The following is a 22,081-nucleotide window of genomic DNA, read 5'->3' as shown; positions in this document are numbered from 1 at the left end:
CATTGTACGGGGCAAGGCCGTTCGGTCTCTCGGAGAGCCCGGGGAGTTGCCACAATGGTGCCATGGAGTCGTATCGCGTGCTCACCGTCTGCACTGGCAATGTCTGCCGATCCCCTGCGGCGGCCGTGATGCTGCGGGAGGGAGTGCGGCTCGACGGCCTCGCCGACCGCATCGAGATCGGGAGCGCCGGGACCAGCTGGGAGGCCGAGGGGCAGCCTATGGATGAGCGGACGGTGCTCGCCCTCGAGCGTGCCGGCTACCATCCGCCGTTCATCCACACTGCGACGACGATCCACCTCACTGAGCTTCTGACCTGGGATCTCGTGCTGCCGATGACGGCTGAGCACGCTGCGTCGCTGCGACGGATGATCGATCACGCGCCTCCGGGATCGCCGGTGCCTGAGGTGATCCTGTGGCGCCAGTTCGACCCTGCTGCGCCTGTGACCGCGACCGAGGCGGAGCTCGCTGTGAAGGATCCCTGGTACAGCGGGCAGAAGGCGTTCGATCGCACGATCCTCTCGATGCAGGCGGCCGTCCCCTCCCTGCTCGTGCATCTCCGCTCCCGCCTGCGCGAACGTGACGAGGCTGCGGCGCTGGCGACACGCCGGGGCTGAGGTCCTGAAGGTTCCGAAAAGCTCACGATCGCGGACCGCGCTGTCGGGCGGTGCAGGGCGCCAGGTGCTGAGGGGCTCCAGGCGGTGCGCCGTGCAAGGCTGCGCGGGGCGTCAGCGGACGCGGGGGTGTCAGGCGGTGCGCGCCACGGCGCGATGCTGCGGTCTGGCAGACGCTCTCGGCGGGCCGGCGCGGGAGGTCAGGGCTTGCGCCGACCGATCCTGCGGGCCACGGCTGCGGAGTGCCGGCTGTGCCAGGTCGCTCCGACGAAGCCCGCAGCGGTGAGGAAGCCGATGCCGAGGGCGGCGACGAGGACCTGCTGCATACCGCCGAGCGTGCCGTCGTAGTCGTCGGAGAAGGGCTTGAGCAGCTGGACGATCGGACCTCCGCCATCGTCGTCGCCGGAGCTCTGCTCGGCGGCCGCCGGCTGCGATGTGTCCTCGTCCTGGGCTGTCGACTCGTCGCCGTCGGCGTCCTGAGCGGGGGCCTCCGCGGTGGAGCCGCCGCTGCTGCCAGCGGGGTCCTCGGTCGTCGACACCGAGGAGGCATCGGTGCGCGACGAGGTCAGATGGGGCTCCTCGACCGGTGAGTCCGTCGGGTCCTGGACAGTCTCGTCCGACGTCGTGGTCTGGTCCGACCTCGTGGACGCGTCGGTGTCCGTGCTCGGGTCCTGCGTGCGGGAGGGGGTGGAGGCGGATCCGGAATCGGTGGTCGGGTCCTCCTCGGCAAGCGAGCTGGATGGGCTCGTGATCTCCTCAGGGGCTGTCGTGGTGCTCTCCTCGCCGGTGGAGGGAGTCGGCGCAGGGGTGGAAGGAGTCTCCGAGGGCGACGGGGAAGGGGTCTCCGGGGGCGATGTGGAGGGCGAGGTCGTCTCCGTCGGCTCCTCGGACTCGTCGTCCGTCGGCTCTTCGGTCGGAGCCTCGGGAGCCGTGGTCCCCGTCGGCTCCTCGGATCCATCGCCCGACGGCTCCTCTGGGTCTGTCGGCTCCTCGGTCGGATCCGACGGAGCTGCTGAGCTCTGAGAGTCTCCAGCGCTCGGAAGGGTGACCGCAGGCGGTTCGGGGTCCTCGGTGGGCTCTTCCGTCGGGGACTCTGCTGGGTCGGTGGGCTCCTTCGACGGAGTCTCCTCGGGCTCTGCAAGTTCCTCCGACGGGGACTCCTCCGGGTCGGTGGGCTCCTCTTCGGCCGGGGCCTCGATGTCGCTCTCCGTGCCGGCGTCTGAGCCGGTGTCGGTGTCGGTGAGGTCGGCACCAGAGTCACCGACGGTGTCCGCGCTTCCGCTCTCGGCGCTTCCGGCCTCCTCGTCGGCGGCATCATCCGAGCTCTCGGCCTCGGCGGTCGTCAGCTCGTCCTGCAGGGAGTCCGAGGAGTCCTCCGCTGATCCGAGCTCCGGGATCGCGTCCGGTGCATCGGTGTCCGCGGCGTCGGCATCGGCGTCTGCATCAGCGTCCTCAGCAGCATCGTCCGTTGCATCGGCGGTGGGAGCGCCTTCGGTCTGCTCGCCGCTCGAGGCGGAGTCCGTTGGTTCCTCATCGGCCTCAGGAGCCTCTGCCTCAGGAGCTTCGCCCTCGGTGGCCTCGGTCTGCGCGGTCTCGTGCGACGCGAGGCCGTCATCGTTCGTGGGGGAGGACGCGGCATCGTCGGCAGGATCCGTGCCGGTCCCGGCGCTGGAGCTCGTCTCGGTATCCGCATCCGCATCCGTCACGGCATCGGTCACCGCATCCGCCGGAGCCTCCGACGTCGCCGAGGCCTCGGGAGCGCTCTCAACCACGGCGTCGGAGGACTGATCGTCCTCCAGAGCGCTCGAGGAATCGGCCTCTGCCGAGGTCTCCTCCTGGGTGGAGGCTCCCTGATCGGCGGCGGGCTGCGCGAACGCGGGCAGGGCGGCAGAGGGTAGAGCTATCGCCGCGGCCGCAGTGCAGATGCACAGACGTGAACGCAGACGCATAGGCGGGCTACCCCCTTTCCCTGTCGCGCCTTGGCACGGCGCTCTCGGAGACATTACCGGCGGGCCCGACGGGGAACTCTACCCTACCGAACCTTTACCTTCTCTTCATGGTGTCGTGAGGGAGGAGCGCGATGCAAGCAGGTGTGCACCGTGACACCGATGGCATCATGCGACGAAAAAACGGGCGAATCGGCCATCGTCCGCTCCCTGGACGACGTGCGGGCGGCCATCCCACCGGGGCCGAGGAGGGGCGTCGGAAGCCCCGTTCGGGGCCCCGACGCCGCCGTCACTCGGACAGCGCGCTGTCGACCAGGGACTTCGCCGCGGCCAGCACCTCATCCAGGTGCTCCTGGCCGCGGAAGGACTCGGCATAGATCTTGTAGATGTCCTCGGTGCCGGAGGGGCGCGCCGCGAACCAGGCCGACTCCGTCGACACCTTCAGACCGCCGATCGGACCCCCGGCGGGCGCCTCGGTGATCTTCGCCAGGATGGGCTCGCCTGCGAGCTCCGTGGCGGTGACCTGCTCGGGGCTGAGGGCCTTGAGTGTCGCCTTCTGCTCGCGATCGGCGGGGGCATCGGTCCGGGCGTAGGCGCTCGAGCCGAACGTCTCGACCAGCTCCCCGTGCAGGGCGCTGGGGGAGCGTCCGGTGACGGCGAGGATCTCCGAGGCGAGCAGCGCGAGGGTGATGCCGTCCTTGTCGGTCGTCCACACGGTGCCGTCCTTGCGCAGGAAGGAGGCGCCTGCGCTCTCCTCGCCGCCGAAGCCGACGGAGGAGTCGATGAGGCCGGGCACGAACCACTTGAAGCCGACGGGGACCTCGAACAGCTCGCGTCCGAGATCCTTCACGACACGGTCGATGAGGCTCGAGGACACGACGGTCTTGCCGACCTTCGCCCCAGAGGGCCAGCCGGGGCGGTGCGCGAACAGATAGGTGATCGCCACCGCCAGATAGTGGTTGGGGTTCATCAGGCCGGCATCGGGCGTGACGATGCCGTGGCGGTCGGAGTCCGCGTCGTTCCCGGTGGCGATGTCGTACTCGCTGCGGCGCTCGAGCAGCGACGCCATGGACCACGAGCTCGAGCAGTCCATGCGGATCTTGCCGTCGCGATCCAGGGTCATGAAGGAGAACTGGGGATCCACCTCGGGGTTGACCACGGTGAGGTCGAGATCGTGCATCTCCCCGATCATCGCCCAGTAGTCGACCGCGGCCCCGCCGAGCGGATCGGCGCCGATGCGAACGCCCGCGCGCCGGATCGCGTCGAGGTCGACGACGTTCGCCAGATCTCGCACATAGGTGTGCAGGTAGTCATGGCGCCCGGCGTCCTGCAGGGCCTTCTGCCGACCGTTGCGGCGGACGCCCGAGAGCCCCTCGGCCAGCAGCTGGTTGGCGCGGTCGGCGATCCAGGTGGTCGCGTCGGAGCCTGCAGGGCCGCCATGCGGCGGGTTGTACTTGAACCCGCCGTCGCGCGGCGGGTTGTGGCTGGGGGTGACGACGATCCCGTCGGCCCGTGCCGGATCGTTCCCCGCCATGCCCCTGTTGTGCACGAGGATCGCGTGGGACACCGCCGGGGTGGGCGTGTAGCGGTCGTCGGCATCGATGAGCGCGTGCACGTCGTTGCCCGAGAGCACCTCGAGCGCGGTGTCGAAGGCGGGTCGCGAGAGCGCATGCGTGTCGCGGCCGATGTACAGGGGGCCGCGGATCCCCTGCGAAGCACGGTACTCGACGATCGCCTGCGTGGTGGCCGCGATGTGGTCCTCGTTGAACTTGGTGTCCAGCGAGGAGCCGCGGTGGCCCGAGGTGCCGAAGGAGACGGCCTGGTCGGGATCCGAGGGATCCGGGTGGAGGTCGTAGTAGGCGTCCAGGAGGGCGTCGACATCGACGAGGTCCTCGGGAAGAGCCTTCTGGCCTGCACGGGGGTGCATATTCACCACTCCATCCTCGGGTTCGGGGTCACCGTTCAACTCTAGGCGACGGCCCCAGGGCGGGGAGGACCGGGGATCGACTGCTGAGACGTCCCGCATCGATCGCCGGCCCTCCCCGCAACGGGCTCCTGCCCGCGGCGGGTCAGCGGCGGCGCGTCTGCACCAGGCGGACGATGCCGATGATCGTCAGGATCAGACCGACGAGCCCGGCCAGCACGCCGATGATCGGACCGATGAGCATCGGGGCGGCGATGCCCAGCAGGTCGTAAGGGCCGAGGTATGCGGGGGCGTCGGTCCCGTCGCAGGCGATCGTCACCGTCGTGTCCTCGAGGGCCGCGACCCCGAGAGTCTGCTCATAGCTGCTGCCGTCACCGAACTGCGTGGTGCCCGAGAGCGACACGGTCGACAGCGATGAAGAGCCGTCGGCCGCCTCGGCGGTGCAGGTCGTGGAGGCGGCATCCTCCGAGGGGACGTAGACGAGGATCATCTCGTTGGCTGCGACCTCGATCTGCGCGGTGCCGCCGGACATCGCCGTCGGCCCCTCGCTGACGTCCCCCGTCAGGGAGCCGACGGACCAGAGGATCCCTCCGATCGCGAACAGCGGCGCGATGACGATCAGGAGCACCAGACCGATGATCAGAGGCACGAGGCCGCGGCGGCGGGGCGCGGGGGAGCCCTGAGGGCCGGCCCCGCCCATCGGACCGCCGAACGATCCGGTGCCGTCGAAGGACCCGGTGCCGCCTGGCGCCGGTCCGAACGCCCCGCCCGTCTGACCGCCGGAGAACCCGGCGGGCGACGATCTGGAGGAGCCGCCGTCGAACCCGGGTGCGGAGCCCTGACCGGTCGCCGCCCCGTGGTGCGGAGCGGGCGAGGAGTATGCGCCGTAAGGCGAAGCGGGAGCTCCATAGGGGGAGGCGGGGGCGCCCCAGCCGGTCTGGTCGCCGGCCGACGGGTCGCCGTCGGTGCCCGTCCCCGGCAGGGGGCTCTGAGCGGGGCCCGGAAGGCCATAGGTGGGGCGTCGGCGAGCGGGGGGCGTCGCGGACTCTCCGTCGGTCATCGATCCTCCTCGGATGGCGGCCGGGCCAGGATAGCCGCCGGTCCAGAGAGGAGTCCGAGCACGGGTCAGACGAGCTGCTGCACCACGACGATCGCCGCGGCGCCCACCAGCGCAGTGGCGATCGGGGCTGCGATCCAGGTGCCGACCATGGTCGCGGCGACCCTCCAGCGCACCTGGCGCGGACCGATCGCGGTCCCGGCGCCGACGACGCTCGAGGCCAGCGTGTGGGAGGTCGAGATCGGCACATCGAAACCGATCACCGCGAGGCCCATCACCGCGGCCGCGGAGGTCTCCGCTGCCATGCCCTGGGCGGAGGAGAGGTCCGTCAGCCGACGACCGATGGTGCGGATGATCCGGTGGCCGCCGGTCAGCGTGCCCAGCGCCATGGCCACGGCGATCGGGATCATCCACGCCGTCACCGAGGAGGCGTCGTAGCCGGTGGCGGTCAGGGCGATCAGCAGCACGGCGAAGGGAAGACGGGAGTCGCTCATCCCGTGACCGGTGGCGACAGCGCTCGAGGTGACCGTCTGGGCGAATCGCAGATGACCGATGCGCAGGCGCTCGGTGCGGCCGAAGGCCAGCACGCCCCGCATCGCCGTGAAGCTGACCACCGCACCCAGCAGCGGGCCGATCACCGTCGCGATCACGAGCAGCAGGATCACGGGCGCGAACGCGTCAGGGACGCCCAGGGTGGCGGTGACCCCGAGCGTCGAGCCGAAGAAGGCGTGCCAGGTGGAGGACGGCATCCCGAGCCACCACGTCAGCACCTCCCAGCCCAGGGTCGTCACCAGGATGACCACGAGCGCCCAGCCCAGCAGGTCCGGCGCCGTGCCGCTGAGCTCGAACAGATGGTGGAGCCCCAGCAGGTCCATCGCCCAGCCGGCGGTCGCCGGCACCAGGAGCAGGCCCAGCAGGGCGCCCAGCAGGTTCAGCAGAGCCGCGAGGATCAGCGCGCCCGACTCGCTCAGGGACCGGGTGGTGATCGCCGTGGAGACGGCGTTCGAGGCGTCGTGGAAGCCGTTGTAGTAGGCCAGCACCAGCGTCAGGACGACGACGAGCCCCAGCAGCAGCGGATCCACTCAGGCGTCCTTGACCCGGAGGAGATCCGCGAAGCGGCCCGTGCGCTCCTGCAGGGACACGGTGGTCGCGATGGAGGCGATCACATCGCGCATCGGCAGCAGGTCCGAGGCGGCACCGCCGTGCTCGTACTGCACGGCGAGCGCCTGGCGCACGAGCCGGTCGCCCTGGCGGCGGATCTTGCGGATCTGCGCGTAGTAGTCACCGAGCTCACGCACGTCGTCGAGCTTCCAGGTGGCGGCCACGGTGATCTCCGCGGAGCGCTCGATTCCGCGCGCAGCCTCCAGCAGCGCCTCGGGGACCGCCCCGGCCCGCGAGAGAACCAGCAGCTCGGCGGTGTTCTCCATCGACTCGATCGCATCGGCGATGGTCAGCGCGAGATCGTAGAGGAGCTCCGCCTGATACGGGGTGATCAGCGATTCGGCGAGCCGGTTGGCGATGCGGCGGCACAGCTCCTCGGCGCGGGTGGAGCGGTCGTGCAGGCGCGGCGCCAGGCGCTCCCGCTCGCGCAGGCCGCTGCCCAGGATCGTCGAATGGGAGTCGGCCGCCTGCACCTGGATCTCCGCCAGCTCCGCGAACAGGTCGTACATCGACCGCTCGACCCGGGTCGGGAAGAAACGCACCACGTCCAGACGCCTCCTTGCGCCGAGGGCGCAGTGCTCCGTGCGGGCGCCGCCCGCGGGATGCGGGCCGCCTCAGGAAGGTCGCGCGCCGGACCGGGATGCGCCTGTCGGCGCGAAGGCCGCTCGAAGCGGCGAATGTTGGAGCCCGGGGCAACCGCGGCCCGACGCGTCGACCATGCTAGGGCACGATCCTGGACCGCTGCCAGCCGGGTGAGGGCGAGCGTGAGATGCGTCCTGGGGTCGGCGGGGCGGCGGGGACGGGGAGCGCGCGGCGGTCGGCTCGTGAGCAGGGAGGCCGCAGGGCGCGGGATCCGTGGCGGATCAGTCCAGGGTGCCGGCCTCGGCCCGACGGCCGGCGGCGACGAGCTCCTCACCGGTGCGCAGCAGGCGCTCGGCCTGCGCCGTCAGGACGTTCTCCGGATCCGAGGCGGGGTCGTCATCGGCCAGGTGGGCGGTGCCGTGGGCGACGATCGTGGCCACGGCCCCGGCGCGGATCAGGGCGAGCGACAGGTCTCCGGTGAAAGCCCCGCGCAGGATGTCGTCCATGGTCTCGCGCACCTGGTCGATCTGCGGCGGCTCGGCGAAGCCGGAGAGATAGCGCAGGCCGGGCACGGTGCGGGAGCCCGCGCGGTAGCGGCGCACCACCTCATCGCCCGAGCGCTGCACCCAGGTGTGCAGCACATACAGCCGCCACAGGGCCCCGGGCAGCGTCCCCGCCGGGGCGCTCGACCACAGTGCGGAGAGATCCCCCAGGCCCTCGTCGGCGGCGAGGGTGACCACGCGGTGCACGACCTCCGGATCCGAGCTGTGGAAGACGCCGTCCAGGAGGGCCCGCGCGGAGTCGTGCGCGAGGTCGGCGGCGGTGGCCGGATCGGGCGCGCCGGGGATCGACTCCGCGGTGCTGGGGAACAGCGGGGCGGGACGACGGAAACGGGGAGCGGGCGCGCCGGAGGACATGCACGGCACTGTACGGGCTGCGCCTGCGTGCCGACGACCCCCGCAGACGACGGGAAGGATGGGCAGTCCTCCCCGTCGACCGTCGTCCCGGGCCGGTCTAGCCTGGGTGCGTGAGCATCCCCGGCAGTCTCAGCACGCCGACCGGCCCGCGGTGCGCGCTGCCCGACCTCACGCGCGGCGCATCGACGGTCGAGCGGATGCTGCGCGCCCTCGACGACGCCCTCTACGGCGGTCGCGACGGCGCTGGCTCCGACCGCACTGGCTCCGACGGCGATGCCGTCGCCGGCGAGGCGTCACGGGCACGGCCGCCGGCCGCGGCGAGGGAGCTGGCGACGGTCCTCGAGCCCGCCGATCCGCTCAGGCGGTGCGTCGCATGCGCGGTGGTCTCCGGCGCGGCATTGGGATCCGCTCCGCTGCCGGGCGTCGGCGTCGTCCTGGTCCTGGCGGGGATCCCGTCGGGCCGCAGCCCCGACCTCGTCGCCCTGGCGGTGATCGCCGGGCTGGTCCTCGTGGGTCTCGCACTCGTGCTGCTCGGGGTGCGGTTCGCGATCGTCGGCCTCGCCGCGGCCCGCTCCCGCGTCGTGATCAGGTCGCGGAGCGTCCGGGTGCGCGGGGTGCTGCGCGAGCGTGAGATCGACTGGGGGGAGGTCGCCGCGGTGGAGTCCCGCGTCGTGCACCCGGTGCACGGGCTGACCGGGGGCCTCCGGCTCACGGACGGCTCGATGGTGCTGCTGCCGATCCTGGACCGTCCGCTGTGGGAGTACTCGAGGCCCTCCGGTCCCCAGACCCGGCGGCTGCGCCGCGAGCTGCATCAGCGTCGCGCTCGCCGCTGAGGCTGGCTGACGCAGAGGAGGAGGCACCATGGAAGCACTGCTGATGACGCTCGGATCCGGCTGGGTCTCCGGCGTGCGGCCCTACTTCATGATCTTCCTGCTGGGGATCGTCGGGCGCGTGGCCGGGATCGAGCAGGTCCCCGAGGTGCTCCAGCGCACCGACGTCCTGGTCATCGCCGGGATCCTGCTCGTCGTCGACTTCCTCGCCGACAAGGTCGCCTTCCTCGACTCCTTCTGGGACCAGCTGCACACCGTCGTGCGGCCGATCGCCGGGGGAGCGCTCGGGTACCTGCTCGGCGGGGAGACCGACACGACCACTGCGATCGTCATGGCGGTGATCGGCGCGGCGACGGCGCTCGGCGCCCACACCGCCAAGGCGACCGCTCGGGCGGCGGTCAACGTGTCGCCGGAGCCCGTCTCCAACGCGCTCGTCTCCACGGGCGAGGACCTCGCCGTCGTGGTGATAGGGGTGCTGACCGTCCTTCTCCCGGTGGTAGCCGGGATCCTCGCGGTCCTGCTCCTCGCGATCGGGGCCTACGCGGCCTGGCGGATCCACCGCACGATCCGCGGACTGCGGGCGAAGCTGCGGGCCGCCCGTGATGCACGAGGCGGAGGCGCAGTCGGCCCGGCCTGAACCGCGATGATGATCAGGCGGGACGGTGCGATCTGCCGCGTGTGGACGATCAGGCGCCCGGGGCGCGGCTGACGCCGTCCTCCCAGAGCTCGGCCACGCTGCGGGCGATCGATCCGCTGTCCGCGTCGGAGACCGTGAGGATGCCGTCCTCGTCCAGCGGCAGATGCCCGGTGCGCCAGGCGCCGTCGGCCTCCACATGGAACATCAGCGGGACCTGCTGTTCAGGATCCGACAGGTCGGTGCGCCGCAGCGAGACGGTGCGCTCGCTGCCCTCTCCGAGGAAGGCCACGACGACGTCGGCGATCGATGCCGGGACCTGCGAAGGGTCGGGCAGCGAGGAGACGACGAAGGAGTCGAGATCGTCCTGGGTGAGCATGAGCACGGCCTGCTTCGCCTTGACCACGAAGGCCATCCGCATGGCCTCGCCCTCGGACAGCGCGACCCCCAGCCAGCGGTCGGCGGCGGTCAGGACGGTCGCGACGACCTGGCCCTCCTCTCCCAGCAGCCACTGGCCCTCCTCCGAGCGCTCCACCTTCCCGCGCGCCCGGAGGCCCGAGGTGACGGCGGCGGTGACGAACTCGCGTGCCTCCTCGGGGGCGGCGCGCAGACCGATCTGCTCGCGCGAGATGCGGCCGCTCTCCGTGGGCCGCAGGCCCAGCATGAAGTCGATCTCGTAGGCGGTGTAGATCGTGCTGCTGTCGTCGTCGGCGCTGGTGCTGGCAGTGCTCATGGATCCCCCTGGATGCTGGTCCCGATGCCGGGGCCGTGTGCTCGGGCCTCACCTGCCGCGCTCGGCGACGGGCCGGAGCGGACAGGGCTGACAGAGGAAGCATGTCAGATCGAGCCGGGGCGCTCCAGGACCCGGGGCGCCCCAGGAGGGGGACCCCTGGAGACGGGGGACTCCTGGAGGCGGGTTCTGGACGGGCGACGAGCGCGGCGCGTCCGCGGCTGGCGGACTTTCCGTACTCTGATGTCCATGGACGCCGACGACGAGACCGCCCCGGTCGGGACGATGCATCGTCGGCCGACGCCGGACGCACCGAGCTCGCCGACCGCGGCGGAGGTCTACGAGCACCTCCTCCTCACCGGTCCCCGGGCCCGCACCGACCTCGCCTCCCGGCTCGGACTGTCGGGGCCGACGCTGACCCGCCTGGCCCGCGAGATGCTCGACCAGGGTCTGCTGCGCGAGCTCCCGCCCCGCCCCGTGGCCAAGGGGCGCCCCCAGCTGCCGCTCGACGTCGACGAGCATCATGCGCTGTTCATCGGCCTCAAGATCACCGCCACCGTCGTGCACGCCGTCGTCGTCGACGTGCGCGGTCGTGCGCTCGAGGAGCTCTCCGCGACCCTGCCGGACTCCGCGCCCGAGACCGTCGTGGACCGTGCCGCCGAGCTCGCCGTCGCGCTCGCCGACTCCCATCCGCGGATCGCCGGGGTGGGGGTCGCCGGGCCGGTCCTGGTCGACGACGACGGAGATGTCCTCGAGGCCCGGCTGCTGGGGTGGGACGGCCCGGTGCCGCTGCGGGACCGGCTCCAGGAGCGTCTGGCGCTGCCGGTCACCGTGAGCAACGACTTCCATGCGCTCCTGGAGGGGCTGACCTGGTTCGGCATCGGCCGCCGGCATCCCTCGTTCGTGCTGATCACCATCGGAGCAGGCGTCGCCGTCGGCCATGTGCGCCGCGGCGAGGTCCATCGCGGCGGGGGGCATCGGGCCGGTCTGCTCGGGACCCTCCCCACGATCGCCCGCGACGGTCGCGGGGTGATGCTCGCCGACGTCGCGAGCGCTCGGGACGTCGTCGCAGCAGCTCGGGCGAGGGGCCTGCCGGGCCTGCCGCCGGAGCCGACGGCAGGGGCGGGCGCCGCGCCCGGCGCGTCGACCGACGAGATGGAGGCTGAGGGCCTGCAGAGGGTCATCGCCGCCGTCCGGGAGGGGGAGCCGGCGGCGCTCGACGTGGCCGCGGACGTCGCCCACGCGGTCGGCGTCGCCGCCGCCGGACTCGTCGGGCTGCTGGATCCCGACGCCGTGGTCCTGGGAGGCGAGGGCGTGGGGCTCCTGCAGCACGGCGACGAGCTGCGCACCACCATCGACGACCTCCTGCGGCCCGTGCATCGGGAGGTCGAGCTGCGTTTCCTGCCCGACGACTTCGACGACTGGACCCGCGGGGCCGCCGTGATCGCCCTGCAGCGCTTCGTGGGCAGGAGCTCCCCGGGTCCTCGGGACGGCTGAGCGGCCGGCCCGAGGACCTCACGGTGCTCCCGGAGGCGTGCTCCGGGGTCACTCGAACAGGGCGTTGACCCGTTCGTTGTAGGCGGTGAAGTCCGCTGCCGAGGTCTGGCGCATCCAGATCTGGTCGAAGGCCGGCTGCATGATCGAGGCGATCTGGGCGGCGTTCTCCACCAGCGGGTACAGGCCCGTCTCCCCGTTCGCGACACGGTCGGTGAAGGGGGAGACGTCCAGTCCCTTGCCCGTGTAGGCGTCGATCGCGGCCTGCGTGCCGGCGTCGGTGGCGGGGAAGACGATACCGCGCCCGCCGATGATCTCCTGCGCGTCGTCAGAGCCGAGGAAGGCGACCAGGCGGGCTGCCGCCTCGGGGTCCGCGGACTGCGCCGAGATGGAGTCCCCCAGGCCGTTGAACATCGACATGGGGGTGCCGATCGGTCCCGAGGGCAGCGGAGCGATCCCCAGGTCCACGCCCTCGAGGTTCGCGTACGTGCCGATCATCCACGAGCCGGTCAGGCACAGGGCGCTGCGTCCTCCCTGCAGCTGGGTCTGCGCGGGACTGGAGTCCCCGAACAGGCCGAAGGGCGGGAGGATCCCCTTGTCCACGAGTCCGAAGTACCAGTCCATGGTGGCCTGGAAGCGGTCGTCGTCGTAGTTGAAGCGCGTGCCCCAGGTGTCGGCGTCGGTGAACGTCCAGCCGGTGGAGAACGCGAAGGGCGACCAGGTGGTCTGGCCCGTGTAGTCCGTCCCGGCGTCGGCCGCGAGACCGTACCGCTGGATGCTCGTGGGATCGAAGCCGTCCTCGTCGCCGCGACGGCCCTCGGTGTCGAGGGTGAGCCGCGCGAGCAGGGCCTCGAAGCTGCCGCCGTCCTCCGGGTTCCAGTCCAGGCCGAGGAGCTCCTCCTCGGCGACCCCCGCCTCGGCGAGCAGGTTCCGGTCGTACATGATCGCGATCGTGTCGTAGTCCTTGGGCAGCCCGTAGCGCTTCCCGTCCTGGCCCGTCCACAGGTCCTGCAGACCGGGCTGGAAGCTGTCGCCGGGAATCGCGTCGATCGGCGCGAGGCCGTCCAGCGGGATGATCACCCCCAGCCGCAGGAACTCGGGGTAGCGGCCCAGGTGGTCGGTGAAGACATCGGGGCCGGCGCCGGCGACGAAGCCCGCCGTCAGCTTGGTCCAGTAGTCGTCCCATCCCATCTGGGTGATGCGCACCTCGATGTCGGGGTTGCGCTCCATGAACAGGTCTATGGCCTCGGCGTAGCCGGGCAGCTGGTTCGCGTCCCACAGCCAGTAGTCCAGCTGGGTCCTCCCGCTGCCGGAGCCCGAGCCGCAGGAGGCCAGGCCCCCGGTCGCGGCGAGGGCGCCGACGGCGGCGGCACCGGTCGACAGGAGCCGTCGCCGGGTCGGGCCGGGGACGGGCGCCGGCTCCCGGGGCGGGATCACGGCGGGGCGGTCGGGGTGGGTGGGGGTGTGCGTCATCGTCGGTTCCTCACTTGATCCCGCTGAAGCCGATGGAGTTGACGATCCTCTTCGCGAAGCACGCGAAGAGGATCAGCATGGGCGCCGCCGCCACCAGGGTCGCGGCCATCAGCCCGGACCAGTCGGTGCCCGTGTTGGGGGACTGCGCGCGGAACACGGCGAGAGCGACGGTGAGCACGCGCGACTGGTCGGTGTAGGACACGAGCAGCGACCAGAAGTACTCGTTCCACGAGGTCATGTAGGTCAGCAGGGCGAGGGTCGCGAGAGGCGCCGAGGAGATCGGCAGGATCAGCGTGAAGAACACCCGGGACTTCGAGGCGCCGTCGATGAGCGCCGCCTCCTCGACCTCGCGCGAGATGTTGTTGAAGAACTGGCGCAGGAAGAAGATCGCGAACGGCGAGATGAACAGGCTCGGCAGCATGATGCCGGCGAGCGTGTCGATGAGGTTCAGGTTCTTGATCAGGATGAAGTTCGGCAGCAGCGTGAAGATCGTCGGGATCATCATCGCGCCGAGGAAGATCATGAACACGACCTCGCGTCCCTTCCACCGCAGGCGGGAGAAGGCGTAGGCGGCCATCGCGCACGAGAAGGTCTGCACGACGGTGATGCAGGTGGCCACGATCACGGAGTTCAGCAGGTAGCGCCAGAAGCTGATGGAGGCGCCGGAGCCGCCCTGGGCGACGGCCTCCTCCACGCTCTGCATGCCGAAGACGCGCTCGAAGCCGCCCAGGCTGAAGCCGACCGGCAGCAGGCTGGTCGGATCGGTCGCGAGCGCCGTGTTGCTCGACAGCGCGGTGCGCAGCATCCAGTAGAAGGGGAACAGGGTCACGAACAGGATCGCGATCATCGCGATCCAGGCGAGGATGCGGCCGGGGGAGACCCGTCGGCGGCGGCGGGCGGGGGCCTGCGCCGGGTCGGTTCCCGTCGGGCGCGACGTGGCAGGCGAGGACGGGGCGGCGGAAGCAGCGGTGGTCATCATCGACTCCTCTCGGTCCGGTCAGTCCAGGTCGGATTCGCCGGCGCGGGTCACGCGGTACTGCACGAAGGTGATGATCATGAGGATCACCAGCAGTGCGACCGAGAGCGCCGACGCGTAGCCGAACCGGTACTGCGCGAAGGCGTTCTCGTAGATGTACATCTGCAGCACCTTCGAGGCGTCCGCGGGCCCGCCCTGGGTCGTCACCGACACGGTGTCGAACACCTGGAAGCTGCCGATGATCGTCATGATCAGCACCAGCGCGAGGATCGGGCGCAGCAGCGGCAGGGTCACGCGGCGGAACATCTGCCATTCGCCGGCGCCCTCGGTCCTCGCGGCCTCGTAGAGGTATCCGGGGATCGACTGCAGCCCGGCGAAAAGCAGCAGCGCCGTGTACCCCATGTGCCGCCACACGTTGACCAGGGCGATCGTCGGGATCACCCAGGTCTCGTCGGCCCAGAAGGAGACCGGGTCGAAGCCGATCCCCTGCATGAGGAGGTTCACGATGCCGAGCTGGGAGTCGAGCAGCCAGAGGAACACGATCGCGGCGACCACGTTCGAGACCAGGTAGGGCGCGAGCACCAGCGAGCGCAGCCAGGTCGACTGCGTCAGGCGCTGCATGAGGACGGCGATCAGCAGCGCGACGATCGTCTGGACGCCGATGTTGATGACGACGTACTCGACGGTGACCTTCAGGGAGTTCCAGAAGACGGGGTCGACGAGCATCGCCCGGTAGTTCGCCAGCCCCACCCATTCGGGCGGGTTCAGGATCGTGTACTCGGTCAGCGAGTAGTAGATGCCCGTCAGCAGCGGCCAGACCAGGAAGACCAGCAGGCCGACGGAGGCGGGGGCGATGAACAGCAGGGCGAGCCGCGTGTCGTCGCGGCGCTTCCGCGGGGAGCCGGCGCCCGACGGAGCGGAGCCGCTCCGAGCGGCCGGGGCATCCCCCGGTGCGGTGGTGGAGAGGGACATCATCGTCCTTTCTTCGGTGGGTCCGTCGGCGCAGATCGGCTCCGACGGATGCTCGACAGCGGCGTCGCGCAGGACCGGGAGAGCCTCGGTCCTGCGCGACGCCGTTCAGCCGATCGCCGTGACCTCCAGCAGCACGGCGGTCTCGGGGTTCATCAGCGGTGCGGTGACGCCGGCTCCGGTCAGCGCGGAGCCCGGCAGCTCGACGCCGCCGACGAGCTCTCCTCCGCGGTATGCGTCGCGGTTGGTGTCGGTCGCGGGGTCGGCGCCGGCGCGCGCCCAGGCGGGCAGCACCAGACCGCGGGGCCTCTCGCCGATGACCCGCGGGCTCAGCCGGTAGCGGCGCTCCGGATCCAGCCCGGGCAGGCGGATCCGTCCGACGGGTGCGATGTCGGGCGTGTCCACGCAGACCACGGTGTACAGGCCGCGGTCGCGCTCGGGGGAGAGCACGCCGGTCACCCACAGGCAGTCCTGGCCGCGGTCTGCGCGCACGAGATCGCCGGTCAGCAGCAGCTCGCGCCGGTCCTTGTAGAAGGCGATCCACTCGCGCAGCTCCGCCAGCTCCGTCTCGGTGGCCTGACGCAGATCCCATTCGATGCCCAGGTGCCCCAGCAGGGCGCTCGCGGCCCGGTAGGACAGGGAGTGCAGACGCCCGGTGGTGTGGGAGGCGCCGGAGGCGATGTGGCTGCCCATCACCTCCAGCGGGACCAGCTGGGAGGTCCAGCGGTTCATCTGCGCGCGTTCGAGGGGATCGATGCAGTCGGAGACCCAGATGCGGTCCGCGAGCTCGAGGATCCCGAGGTCGACGCGCGCTCCGCCCGAGGAGCAGGACTCGATCTCCAGCCCCGGGTGGCGCTGCTTGAGGGAGGCCAGCAGGCGGTACACGGCGAGGGTCTGCTCATGGGTCGCGGCCGCGCCGGTCGCGCGGTGCGCGGCCTCCACCAGGTCCCGGTTGTGGTCCCACTTGATGTACGAGATGGCGTACTCGTCCAGCAGGGCGTCGATGGCGTCATGGATGTGCTGCCAGGCCTCGGGGATCGCCAGGTTCAGCACCTGCTGGGTGCGGGACTCGCGCGGGAGGCGGTCGGCCGACGGCGCCATGATCCAGTCGGGATGCTCACGGGCCAGGTCGGAGTCGAGGTTGACCATCTCGGGCTCGAACCAGAGGCCGAACTGCATTCCCAGCCCCGTGACGTGGTCGATCAGCGGGGAGAGGCCGTCGGGCCAGACGTCGGCCGAGACGGTCCAGTCGCCGAGGCCGGAGGTGTCGTCGCGCCGCGAGCCGAACCAGCCGTCGTCGAGCACGAAGCGCTCGACGCCGAGCTCCGCCGCGACATCGGCGAGATCGGTGAGCCGCTGCAGCTCGTGGTCGAAGTACACCGCCTCCCACACGTTCAGGGTGACGGGGCGGTCGGGGCCGACGGAGGGGAGCCCGCCGTGGGCGGCGCGATCACGGACATGCGCATGGAAGCGCCGTGCGATCCCGTCCAGGCCGACGGCGGAGTGCGAGCCGTACACCCAGGGGGAGCGGTACGAGGCGCCGGGCGCGATGCGGCCCTCGCCGGGCTGCAGCAGCTCGCCGCCGCCGAGGACCTGGACCCCGGAGTTCAGGCGCTCGGCGTAGTGGGTGTGGTCGCCCGAGAAGGCGGTGTGGACGGCCCAGATCTCGCCCTCGGCGAAGGTGAATCCGGCGGTGCCCAGGTGCAGGACGTATGCGGAGTCGGCGCCCGTGCGCCCGCGCCGGCCCTCGCGCAGATGCGTCCCGGTGCCCATGATCTGCCGCTGCGGGGTGCGCTCCTTGCCCCAGCGCCCGCCGAAGTCCAGCAGCTCGGTCGCATCCAGCGGCACCGGCAGCGCGGTGACGAGGTCGGAGACGACGTAGTCGTCGGCACCGGTGTTGACGACCTCCGCGCGGGTGCGGACCAGGCCGCTGGGCAGCAGCTCCACGTCGAGCGCGACGGTGAGGCCGACGACGTCGTCGGCCAGGTCGAAGCGCACCCGACCGGCGCCGACGGCTGCGAACTCCTCGGTCAGCGGCTCGCCCGGGAGCGGCATCGAGCCGCCGATCGACGCCGCGTACCCGTCGGCCGTGCCCGAGGCGTGCAGCGAGACCCCGCGGACCTCCAGGCGCGGGGCGAAGCCCGACCCGTCGGCGCGCGCGCCGGTGAGCCCGGGGCGGCCCATGAAGCCGTCGCACTCCTGCGGGATGACGCCGATCCGCAGGGGCTGGTCGATCGCGTTGTTCGACGCGATCGGGGTGGTCGTCGCGAACAGGATGCGGGCATCGTCGGCGTCGAGATCGCCGAGGGAGGTCCCCCAGTGGAGGATCCAGGGCATGCGGCCGTCGGTGGCGTCCAGCAGCAGGGAGACCCCGGCGGTGCTGAGATGGATCCGACGGGTGGGGGAGGTGGCGGGCATCGTTGCTCTCCGGGTCAGCGGGGACGGGGCCGCCGAGGAGCGTGCTGCCCGTCACTCATTATTTACGGGACGAAATTAAACCTTCGGGCGGTGTGCGTCAAGGAGTGTCGCGATGCGGACCCGCGGGCGCGGCGACCATGCAGAAGACGGCGGCCGCGTCGGGGTGCTCGACGGCGCTACCCTGTTGCGATCCGGTGCACCGGGCACCGGAGCCGGTCGCCTGCGCGCGGCCGGAACGGGGCCGAGAGCCCAAGGAGCATTCTGATGATCTTCACCCAGTCCTCGAAGCTGCGCGACGTGTGCTACGAGATCCGAGGACCGGTCCCCGCGGAGGCCGCCCGCATGGAGGCTGAGGGTCACAAGGTCATCAAGCTCAACATCGGCAACCCCGCCCCCTTCGGCTTCGAATGCCCCGACGAGATCCTCGTCGACATGATCCGCAACCTGCCGACCGCGCAGGGGTACTCCGAGTCGAAGGGGATCCCCGCCGCGCGCCGCGCCGTCGCGCAGTACTACCAGACCAAGGGCATGCCCGGGATCGGGCTGGACGACGTCTATCTCGGCAACGGCGTCTCGGAGCTCATCCAGATGACCTGCCAGGGCCTCATCGACGACGGCGACGAGGTGCTCATCCCCTCGCCCGACTATCCGCTGTGGACCGCGTCGGTCGCGCTCGCCGGCGGGACGGCGGTGCACTACCGCTGCGATGAGGAGAGCAGCTGGTGGCCCGACGTCTCCGACATCGCGGACAGGGTCACCCCGCGCACCAAGGCGATCGTCGTCATCAACCCCAACAATCCCACCGGCGCGGTCTACCCCGAGCATGTGCTCCAGGAGATCGTCGAGGTCGCGCGCAAGCACGGGCTGATGATCCTGGCCGACGAGATCTACGACAAGATCCTCTACGACGACGTGGTGCACACGCCGATCGCGTCCCTCGCCCCCGATCTGCTCACGATCACCTTCAACGGCCTGTCCAAGGCCTATCGGGTCGCCGGCTTCCGCGCCGGCTGGATGGTCCTGTACGGCCCCAAGGATCACGCCTCGAGCTTCATCGAGGGGCTCGACGTGCTCTCGAACATGCGCCTGTGCCCGAACGTTCCTGCGCAGCACGTGGTGGCGACCGCCCTGGGCGGATATCAGAGCATCAACGACCTGCTCCTGCCGGGAGGTCGGCTGCGTGAGCAGCGCGATGTCGCGTACGAGGGTCTCAGCAGCATCGACGGGGTCGACGTCGTCAAGGCGCAGGGCGCCCTCTACATGTTCCCGCGCATCGACACCGACATGTACCGGATCGACAACGACGAGCAGTTCGCCTTCGACCTGCTGCGCTCGAAGAAGCTGCTGATCAACCACGGCACCGGCTTCAACCTCACCACCCCTGACCACTTCCGCCTGGTGACCCTGCCCGGAGTCGACCTGCTCGCCGATGCCGTGGATCGCATCGCCGACCATCTGGCCTCGATCCGGCGCTGAGTCCCCCCGGGGCCCATCGAACGCCGGGGCCCATCGAGCGCCGGGGGTCTCGCGGAACCTCGGGGGTTTTATTGAAGTGGACGTTCCAGTATGATGGGCTCGTCGCGCGGGCACCCCGTCCGTGCGGGCGAGGAGGATCCGGACATGGGACGACGTCCTGCCTACGATCGGGCCCAGGTCGTGCGCGCCGCACGCGACCTGTTCTGGCGCGAAGGCTATGACGGCGCCTCCATGGCGATGCTCCAGGAGGCCACCGGGCTGAATGCCAGCAGCCTCTACCACGGCTTCGGCTCGAAGCGGGAGCTGTTCGATCTCGCCGTCGAGGACTACCTCGAGGACGTCGTGAGGCCCGGCCTCGCCCCTCTGCGCTCCGATCCTGTCCGGCCCGACGCGCTCGCGGACTACTTCCGCGCGGCCCGCGAGCTGTTCGCGGATCCGAGCGGCCGCACCCTGCCTGACGGGTGCCTGCTGGTGAACTCCGCCTGCTCCGGGCTCGCCCGGGACAGCGGCGTGGCCGAGGTCGTGCGCGCCTATCGTGCCGAGCTCGGCGCCGCGTTCGCCCGCGGCGCCGAGGCCCGGGACCCCCAGCAGCCGCCCGCGGAGCGCGAGCGGCTCGTCGAGACCTGTGCCGCGCTGCTCGTCAGCGCGCTGGTCATGACGCGGGTGGATACCGGGGCGGCGCTCGCCGCCCTCGACGCCGCCCTCTCCCATCTCGATCGGAAGGACACCCCATGAAGCCCCTGTACAGCACCGAGGCGCTCGCCACCGGCGCGGGCCGTGACGGTCACGTCGACGTCTCCGAGTCCGATCTCGCCTTCGATCTCGCCGTCCCGGTCGCCATGGGCGGCAGCGGCGGCGGGGCCAACCCCGAGCAGCTCTTCGCCGCGGGATACTCCGCCTGCTTCCACTCCGCGCTGCAGCTCGTGGCGCGCCAGCGGAAGGTCGCTATCGACGGCTCGAGCGTCGGTGCCCGTGTGACGATCGGCTCCGAGGACTCGGGCGGCTTCTCGCTCGCCGTCGACCTCGAGGTCGTCATCCCCGAGGTCGATCACGAGACGGCGCAGTCGCTCGCGGACGCCGCGCACCAGGTGTGCCCGTACTCGAACGCGACCCGCGGGAACATCCCCGTCACGGTGTCGGTCTCCGACGACTGACCCTCCCTCCGGACGCTTCGCGTCCGCCGGATCGAGCAGGGCCGATCAGGTCCGATCCACCGGATCGGGCAGGAGCATCGGGCAGGAACGACGACGAGCGCCCCTCGTCTCCAGTGTTGCCGGAGACGAAGGGCGCTCGTCGTGCGGTGGACGGCCCGGAGGGCGGGCCATGCGTCAGGCTCGGGAGGGCTCCTCGGCGGCGTCGGCCTCCTCGGCGGCGGCCTCGGCCTCAGCGAGGGCGCGCATCCCCTCGCGGGACACGCGGACCATCTCCTCGCGCTCGACCACCTTGACGCGGGCGCGCGGGTTGCCGTCGGCGTCCAGGGCGGCGGCGCCGAGCGACTTCTCGTGGTCGTCCAGGGCGACCCAGCCATCCCAGGTCGTGTACTCCACACCCTTGGCGTCGAACAGGCGCAGGATCGCGTCGTCCTCGCGGATCGGGGCGGACTCGAGCACGCCGGCGTCGATGTCCTCGAGCAGGGAGGTGATGGTCTCCAGGGCGTCGGACTTGGTGGCGCCGATCAGGCCGATCGGGCCGCGCTTGATCCAGCCGTTGGCGTAGGAGCCGCGACGGACGGTGCCGTCGGCCTCGATGACGCGGCCGGCCTCGTTGGTGATCACGCCGCGGCGCGCGTCGTAGGGCACTCCCGGCAGCTCGGAGCCGTGGTAGCCGACCGCCCGGTAGACCGCGCCCAGCTCGTAGTCGACGAACTCGCCGGTGCCCTCGAGGTTGCCCTCGGCGTCCAGGCGGGTGCGCTCGAACCGCATGCCGGTGACCTTGCCGTCCTCGCCGAGGACCTCGACCGGACGGTGCCAGAAGTGCAGGTGCAGGCGGCGCACGACGGGGTTGCCGTGGGCGTCCGTCGGCTCCTCGCCGGCGGCCTCGCGGCGCTTCTGCTCCTCCGCCCAGCCCTCGAAGGTCTGGACGATCTGGTCGGTGCGCTTGTCGGCGCGGATGGCCTCCCACTCGGCCTCGGTGATCTGCTCGAGATCCCGGGGGTCCATGACGACCTGCACGCCCTTGGGGTGGGCGAGCTCGCGCGCCTCGAGTGGGGAGAACTTCGTCTGCGCAGGGCCGCGGCGGCCGAAGACGTGCACATCGGTGGTCTTCGCAGCCTTGAGACCGGCGTAGACGTTCTCGGGGATCTCGGTGAGCAGGAGCTCGTCGGCCGTCTTGGCGAGGACGCGGGCCACGTCGAGGGCGACGTTGCCGTTGCCGATCACCGCGAGGTGCTCGGCATCCAGCTCCCAGGTGCGGGGGTAGTCCGGGTTGCCGTCGTACCAGGCGACGAAGTCGGCGGCGCCGTGGGATCCCTCGAGCTCGATGCCGGGGATGTCGAGATCGGCGTCCTTGAGGGCGCCGGTCGCGTAGATCACGGCGTCGTAGTGGTCGGAGATCTCCTCGGCGGTCAGATCGGTGCCGAACTCGACGTCGCCCAGGAAGCGGATGTCGCCGCGCCCGAGGATGCGCTGCAGGGCGGTGATGATGCCCTTGATGCGAGGATGGTCGGGTGCGACGCCGTAGCGGATCAGGCCGAAGGGCGCGGGGAAGCGATCGAACAGGTCGATCTTCACCTCGAGCTCGCCGGACTTCACGGGAGCGGAGCGCAGGAGGGTCTCGGCGGCGTACACGCCGGCGGGGCCCGCGCCGATGACGGCAAGGCGGAAGGGCTGGGAGGAGGTCATCTCACCTCGGTCTCTCGGCGCCTGATGACGCCTGGTCGGATGT

General features: G+C 71.1%; 19 protein-coding genes. 7 read left to right on the top strand and 12 right to left on the bottom strand.

The features are described from left to right. Window positions 1-62: 62 nt before the first annotated feature. Window positions 63-614, top strand: coding sequence for an arsenate reductase/protein-tyrosine-phosphatase family protein (locus ACZ5AJ_RS10545; RefSeq protein WP_464134021.1), 552 nt, complete (start codon window positions 63-65; stop codon window positions 612-614). Window positions 615-811: 197 nt separating this feature from the next. Here the strand turns inward: ACZ5AJ_RS10545 and ACZ5AJ_RS10540 are convergent, their stop codons facing one another. From ACZ5AJ_RS10540 to ACZ5AJ_RS10515, 6 genes are all read right to left on the bottom strand, one after another. After that, window positions 812-2,560, bottom strand: coding sequence for a midas domain-containing protein (locus ACZ5AJ_RS10540; protein ID WP_464134018.1), 1,749 nt, complete (start codon window positions 2,558-2,560; stop codon window positions 812-814). A 286-nt stretch (window positions 2,561-2,846) separates the two neighbouring features. Then, complete coding sequence (pgm, locus tag ACZ5AJ_RS10535) at window positions 2,847-4,484, bottom strand: phosphoglucomutase (alpha-D-glucose-1,6-bisphosphate-dependent) (protein ID WP_464138753.1); 1,638 nt, start codon at window positions 4,482-4,484, stop codon at window positions 2,847-2,849. 142 nt (window positions 4,485-4,626) lie between these two features. Beyond that, on the bottom strand, window positions 4,627-5,541 hold the full coding sequence (locus tag ACZ5AJ_RS10530) for a hypothetical protein (RefSeq protein ID WP_464134013.1): 915 nt from the start codon (window positions 5,539-5,541) through the stop codon (window positions 4,627-4,629). Between the two features lie 65 nt (window positions 5,542-5,606). Next, entirely contained in the window at window positions 5,607-6,620 is a 1,014-nt protein-coding gene (locus ACZ5AJ_RS10525) for an anion permease (protein WP_464134009.1), read from the bottom strand. After that, a complete protein-coding gene (locus ACZ5AJ_RS10520) occupies window positions 6,621-7,244 on the bottom strand; it encodes a DUF47 domain-containing protein (RefSeq protein WP_464134003.1) in 624 nt (207 codons plus the stop codon). Window positions 7,245-7,562: 318 nt separating this feature from the next. Beyond that, window positions 7,563-8,198 carry a hypothetical protein gene (locus ACZ5AJ_RS10515; RefSeq protein ID WP_464133998.1) on the bottom strand — a complete coding sequence of 212 codons (636 nt, stop codon included), beginning with the start codon at window positions 8,196-8,198 and terminating at the stop codon, window positions 7,563-7,565. 110 nt (window positions 8,199-8,308) lie between these two features. Here ACZ5AJ_RS10515 and ACZ5AJ_RS10510 point away from each other — a divergent pair, with 110 nt between their 5' ends. Further along, complete coding sequence (locus ACZ5AJ_RS10510) at window positions 8,309-9,031, top strand: PH domain-containing protein (RefSeq protein WP_464133993.1); 723 nt, start codon at window positions 8,309-8,311, stop codon at window positions 9,029-9,031. A 28-nt stretch (window positions 9,032-9,059) separates the two neighbouring features. Continuing rightward, window positions 9,060-9,665, top strand: coding sequence for a DUF4126 domain-containing protein (locus ACZ5AJ_RS10505; protein ID WP_464133988.1), 606 nt, complete (start codon window positions 9,060-9,062; stop codon window positions 9,663-9,665). A 49-nt stretch (window positions 9,666-9,714) separates the two neighbouring features. Here ACZ5AJ_RS10505 and ACZ5AJ_RS10500 read toward each other — a convergent pair whose 3' ends face one another. Beyond that, on the bottom strand, window positions 9,715-10,395 hold the full coding sequence (locus ACZ5AJ_RS10500; RefSeq protein ID WP_464133985.1) for a hypothetical protein: 681 nt from the start codon (window positions 10,393-10,395) through the stop codon (window positions 9,715-9,717). Between the two features lie 246 nt (window positions 10,396-10,641). Here ACZ5AJ_RS10500 and ACZ5AJ_RS10495 point away from each other — a divergent pair, with 246 nt between their 5' ends. Continuing rightward, a complete protein-coding gene (locus ACZ5AJ_RS10495; RefSeq protein WP_464133981.1) occupies window positions 10,642-11,889 on the top strand; it encodes an ROK family protein in 1,248 nt (415 codons plus the stop codon). Between the two features lie 48 nt (window positions 11,890-11,937). On the opposite strand, the gene ACZ5AJ_RS10490 is transcribed toward ACZ5AJ_RS10495, so the two are convergent. From ACZ5AJ_RS10490 to ACZ5AJ_RS10475, 4 genes are all read right to left on the bottom strand, one after another. Continuing rightward, window positions 11,938-13,359 carry an ABC transporter substrate-binding protein gene (locus ACZ5AJ_RS10490; protein ID WP_464133979.1) on the bottom strand — a complete coding sequence of 474 codons (1,422 nt, stop codon included), beginning with the start codon at window positions 13,357-13,359 and terminating at the stop codon, window positions 11,938-11,940. A 10-nt stretch (window positions 13,360-13,369) separates the two neighbouring features. Further along, window positions 13,370-14,335 carry a carbohydrate ABC transporter permease gene (locus tag ACZ5AJ_RS10485; protein WP_464133974.1) on the bottom strand — a complete coding sequence of 322 codons (966 nt, stop codon included), beginning with the start codon at window positions 14,333-14,335 and terminating at the stop codon, window positions 13,370-13,372. A 21-nt stretch (window positions 14,336-14,356) separates the two neighbouring features. Further along, a complete protein-coding gene (locus ACZ5AJ_RS10480) occupies window positions 14,357-15,307 on the bottom strand; it encodes a carbohydrate ABC transporter permease (RefSeq protein WP_464133971.1) in 951 nt (316 codons plus the stop codon). A gap of 105 nt (window positions 15,308-15,412) precedes the next feature. Then, entirely contained in the window at window positions 15,413-17,722 is a 2,310-nt protein-coding gene (locus ACZ5AJ_RS10475) for an alpha-galactosidase (RefSeq protein ID WP_464133966.1), read from the bottom strand. 264 nt (window positions 17,723-17,986) lie between these two features. Between ACZ5AJ_RS10475 and ACZ5AJ_RS10470 the strand changes: the two genes are divergently transcribed. From ACZ5AJ_RS10470 to ACZ5AJ_RS10460, 3 genes are all read left to right on the top strand, one after another. Beyond that, window positions 17,987-19,198: a pyridoxal phosphate-dependent aminotransferase gene (locus tag ACZ5AJ_RS10470; RefSeq protein ID WP_464133962.1), complete on the top strand. Its 1,212-nt coding sequence runs from the start codon at window positions 17,987-17,989 to the stop codon at window positions 19,196-19,198. 144 nt (window positions 19,199-19,342) lie between these two features. After that, complete coding sequence (locus tag ACZ5AJ_RS10465; protein ID WP_464133958.1) at window positions 19,343-19,933, top strand: TetR/AcrR family transcriptional regulator; 591 nt, start codon at window positions 19,343-19,345, stop codon at window positions 19,931-19,933. After that, a complete protein-coding gene (locus ACZ5AJ_RS10460; protein WP_464133955.1) occupies window positions 19,930-20,352 on the top strand; it encodes an organic hydroperoxide resistance protein in 423 nt (140 codons plus the stop codon). Before ACZ5AJ_RS10465 ends, ACZ5AJ_RS10460 begins: the two co-directional genes overlap by 4 nt. A gap of 174 nt (window positions 20,353-20,526) precedes the next feature. Here ACZ5AJ_RS10460 and ACZ5AJ_RS10455 read toward each other — a convergent pair whose 3' ends face one another. Continuing rightward, entirely contained in the window at window positions 20,527-22,038 is a 1,512-nt protein-coding gene (locus ACZ5AJ_RS10455; RefSeq protein WP_464133952.1) for an FAD-dependent oxidoreductase, read from the bottom strand. Window positions 22,039-22,081: the final 43 nt, after the last annotated feature.

The organism is Brachybacterium zhongshanense (assembly GCF_055385755.1).
Note: the sequence above shows the minus strand (reverse complement) of the source record. Positions and strands in the feature narration are given on the sequence as shown.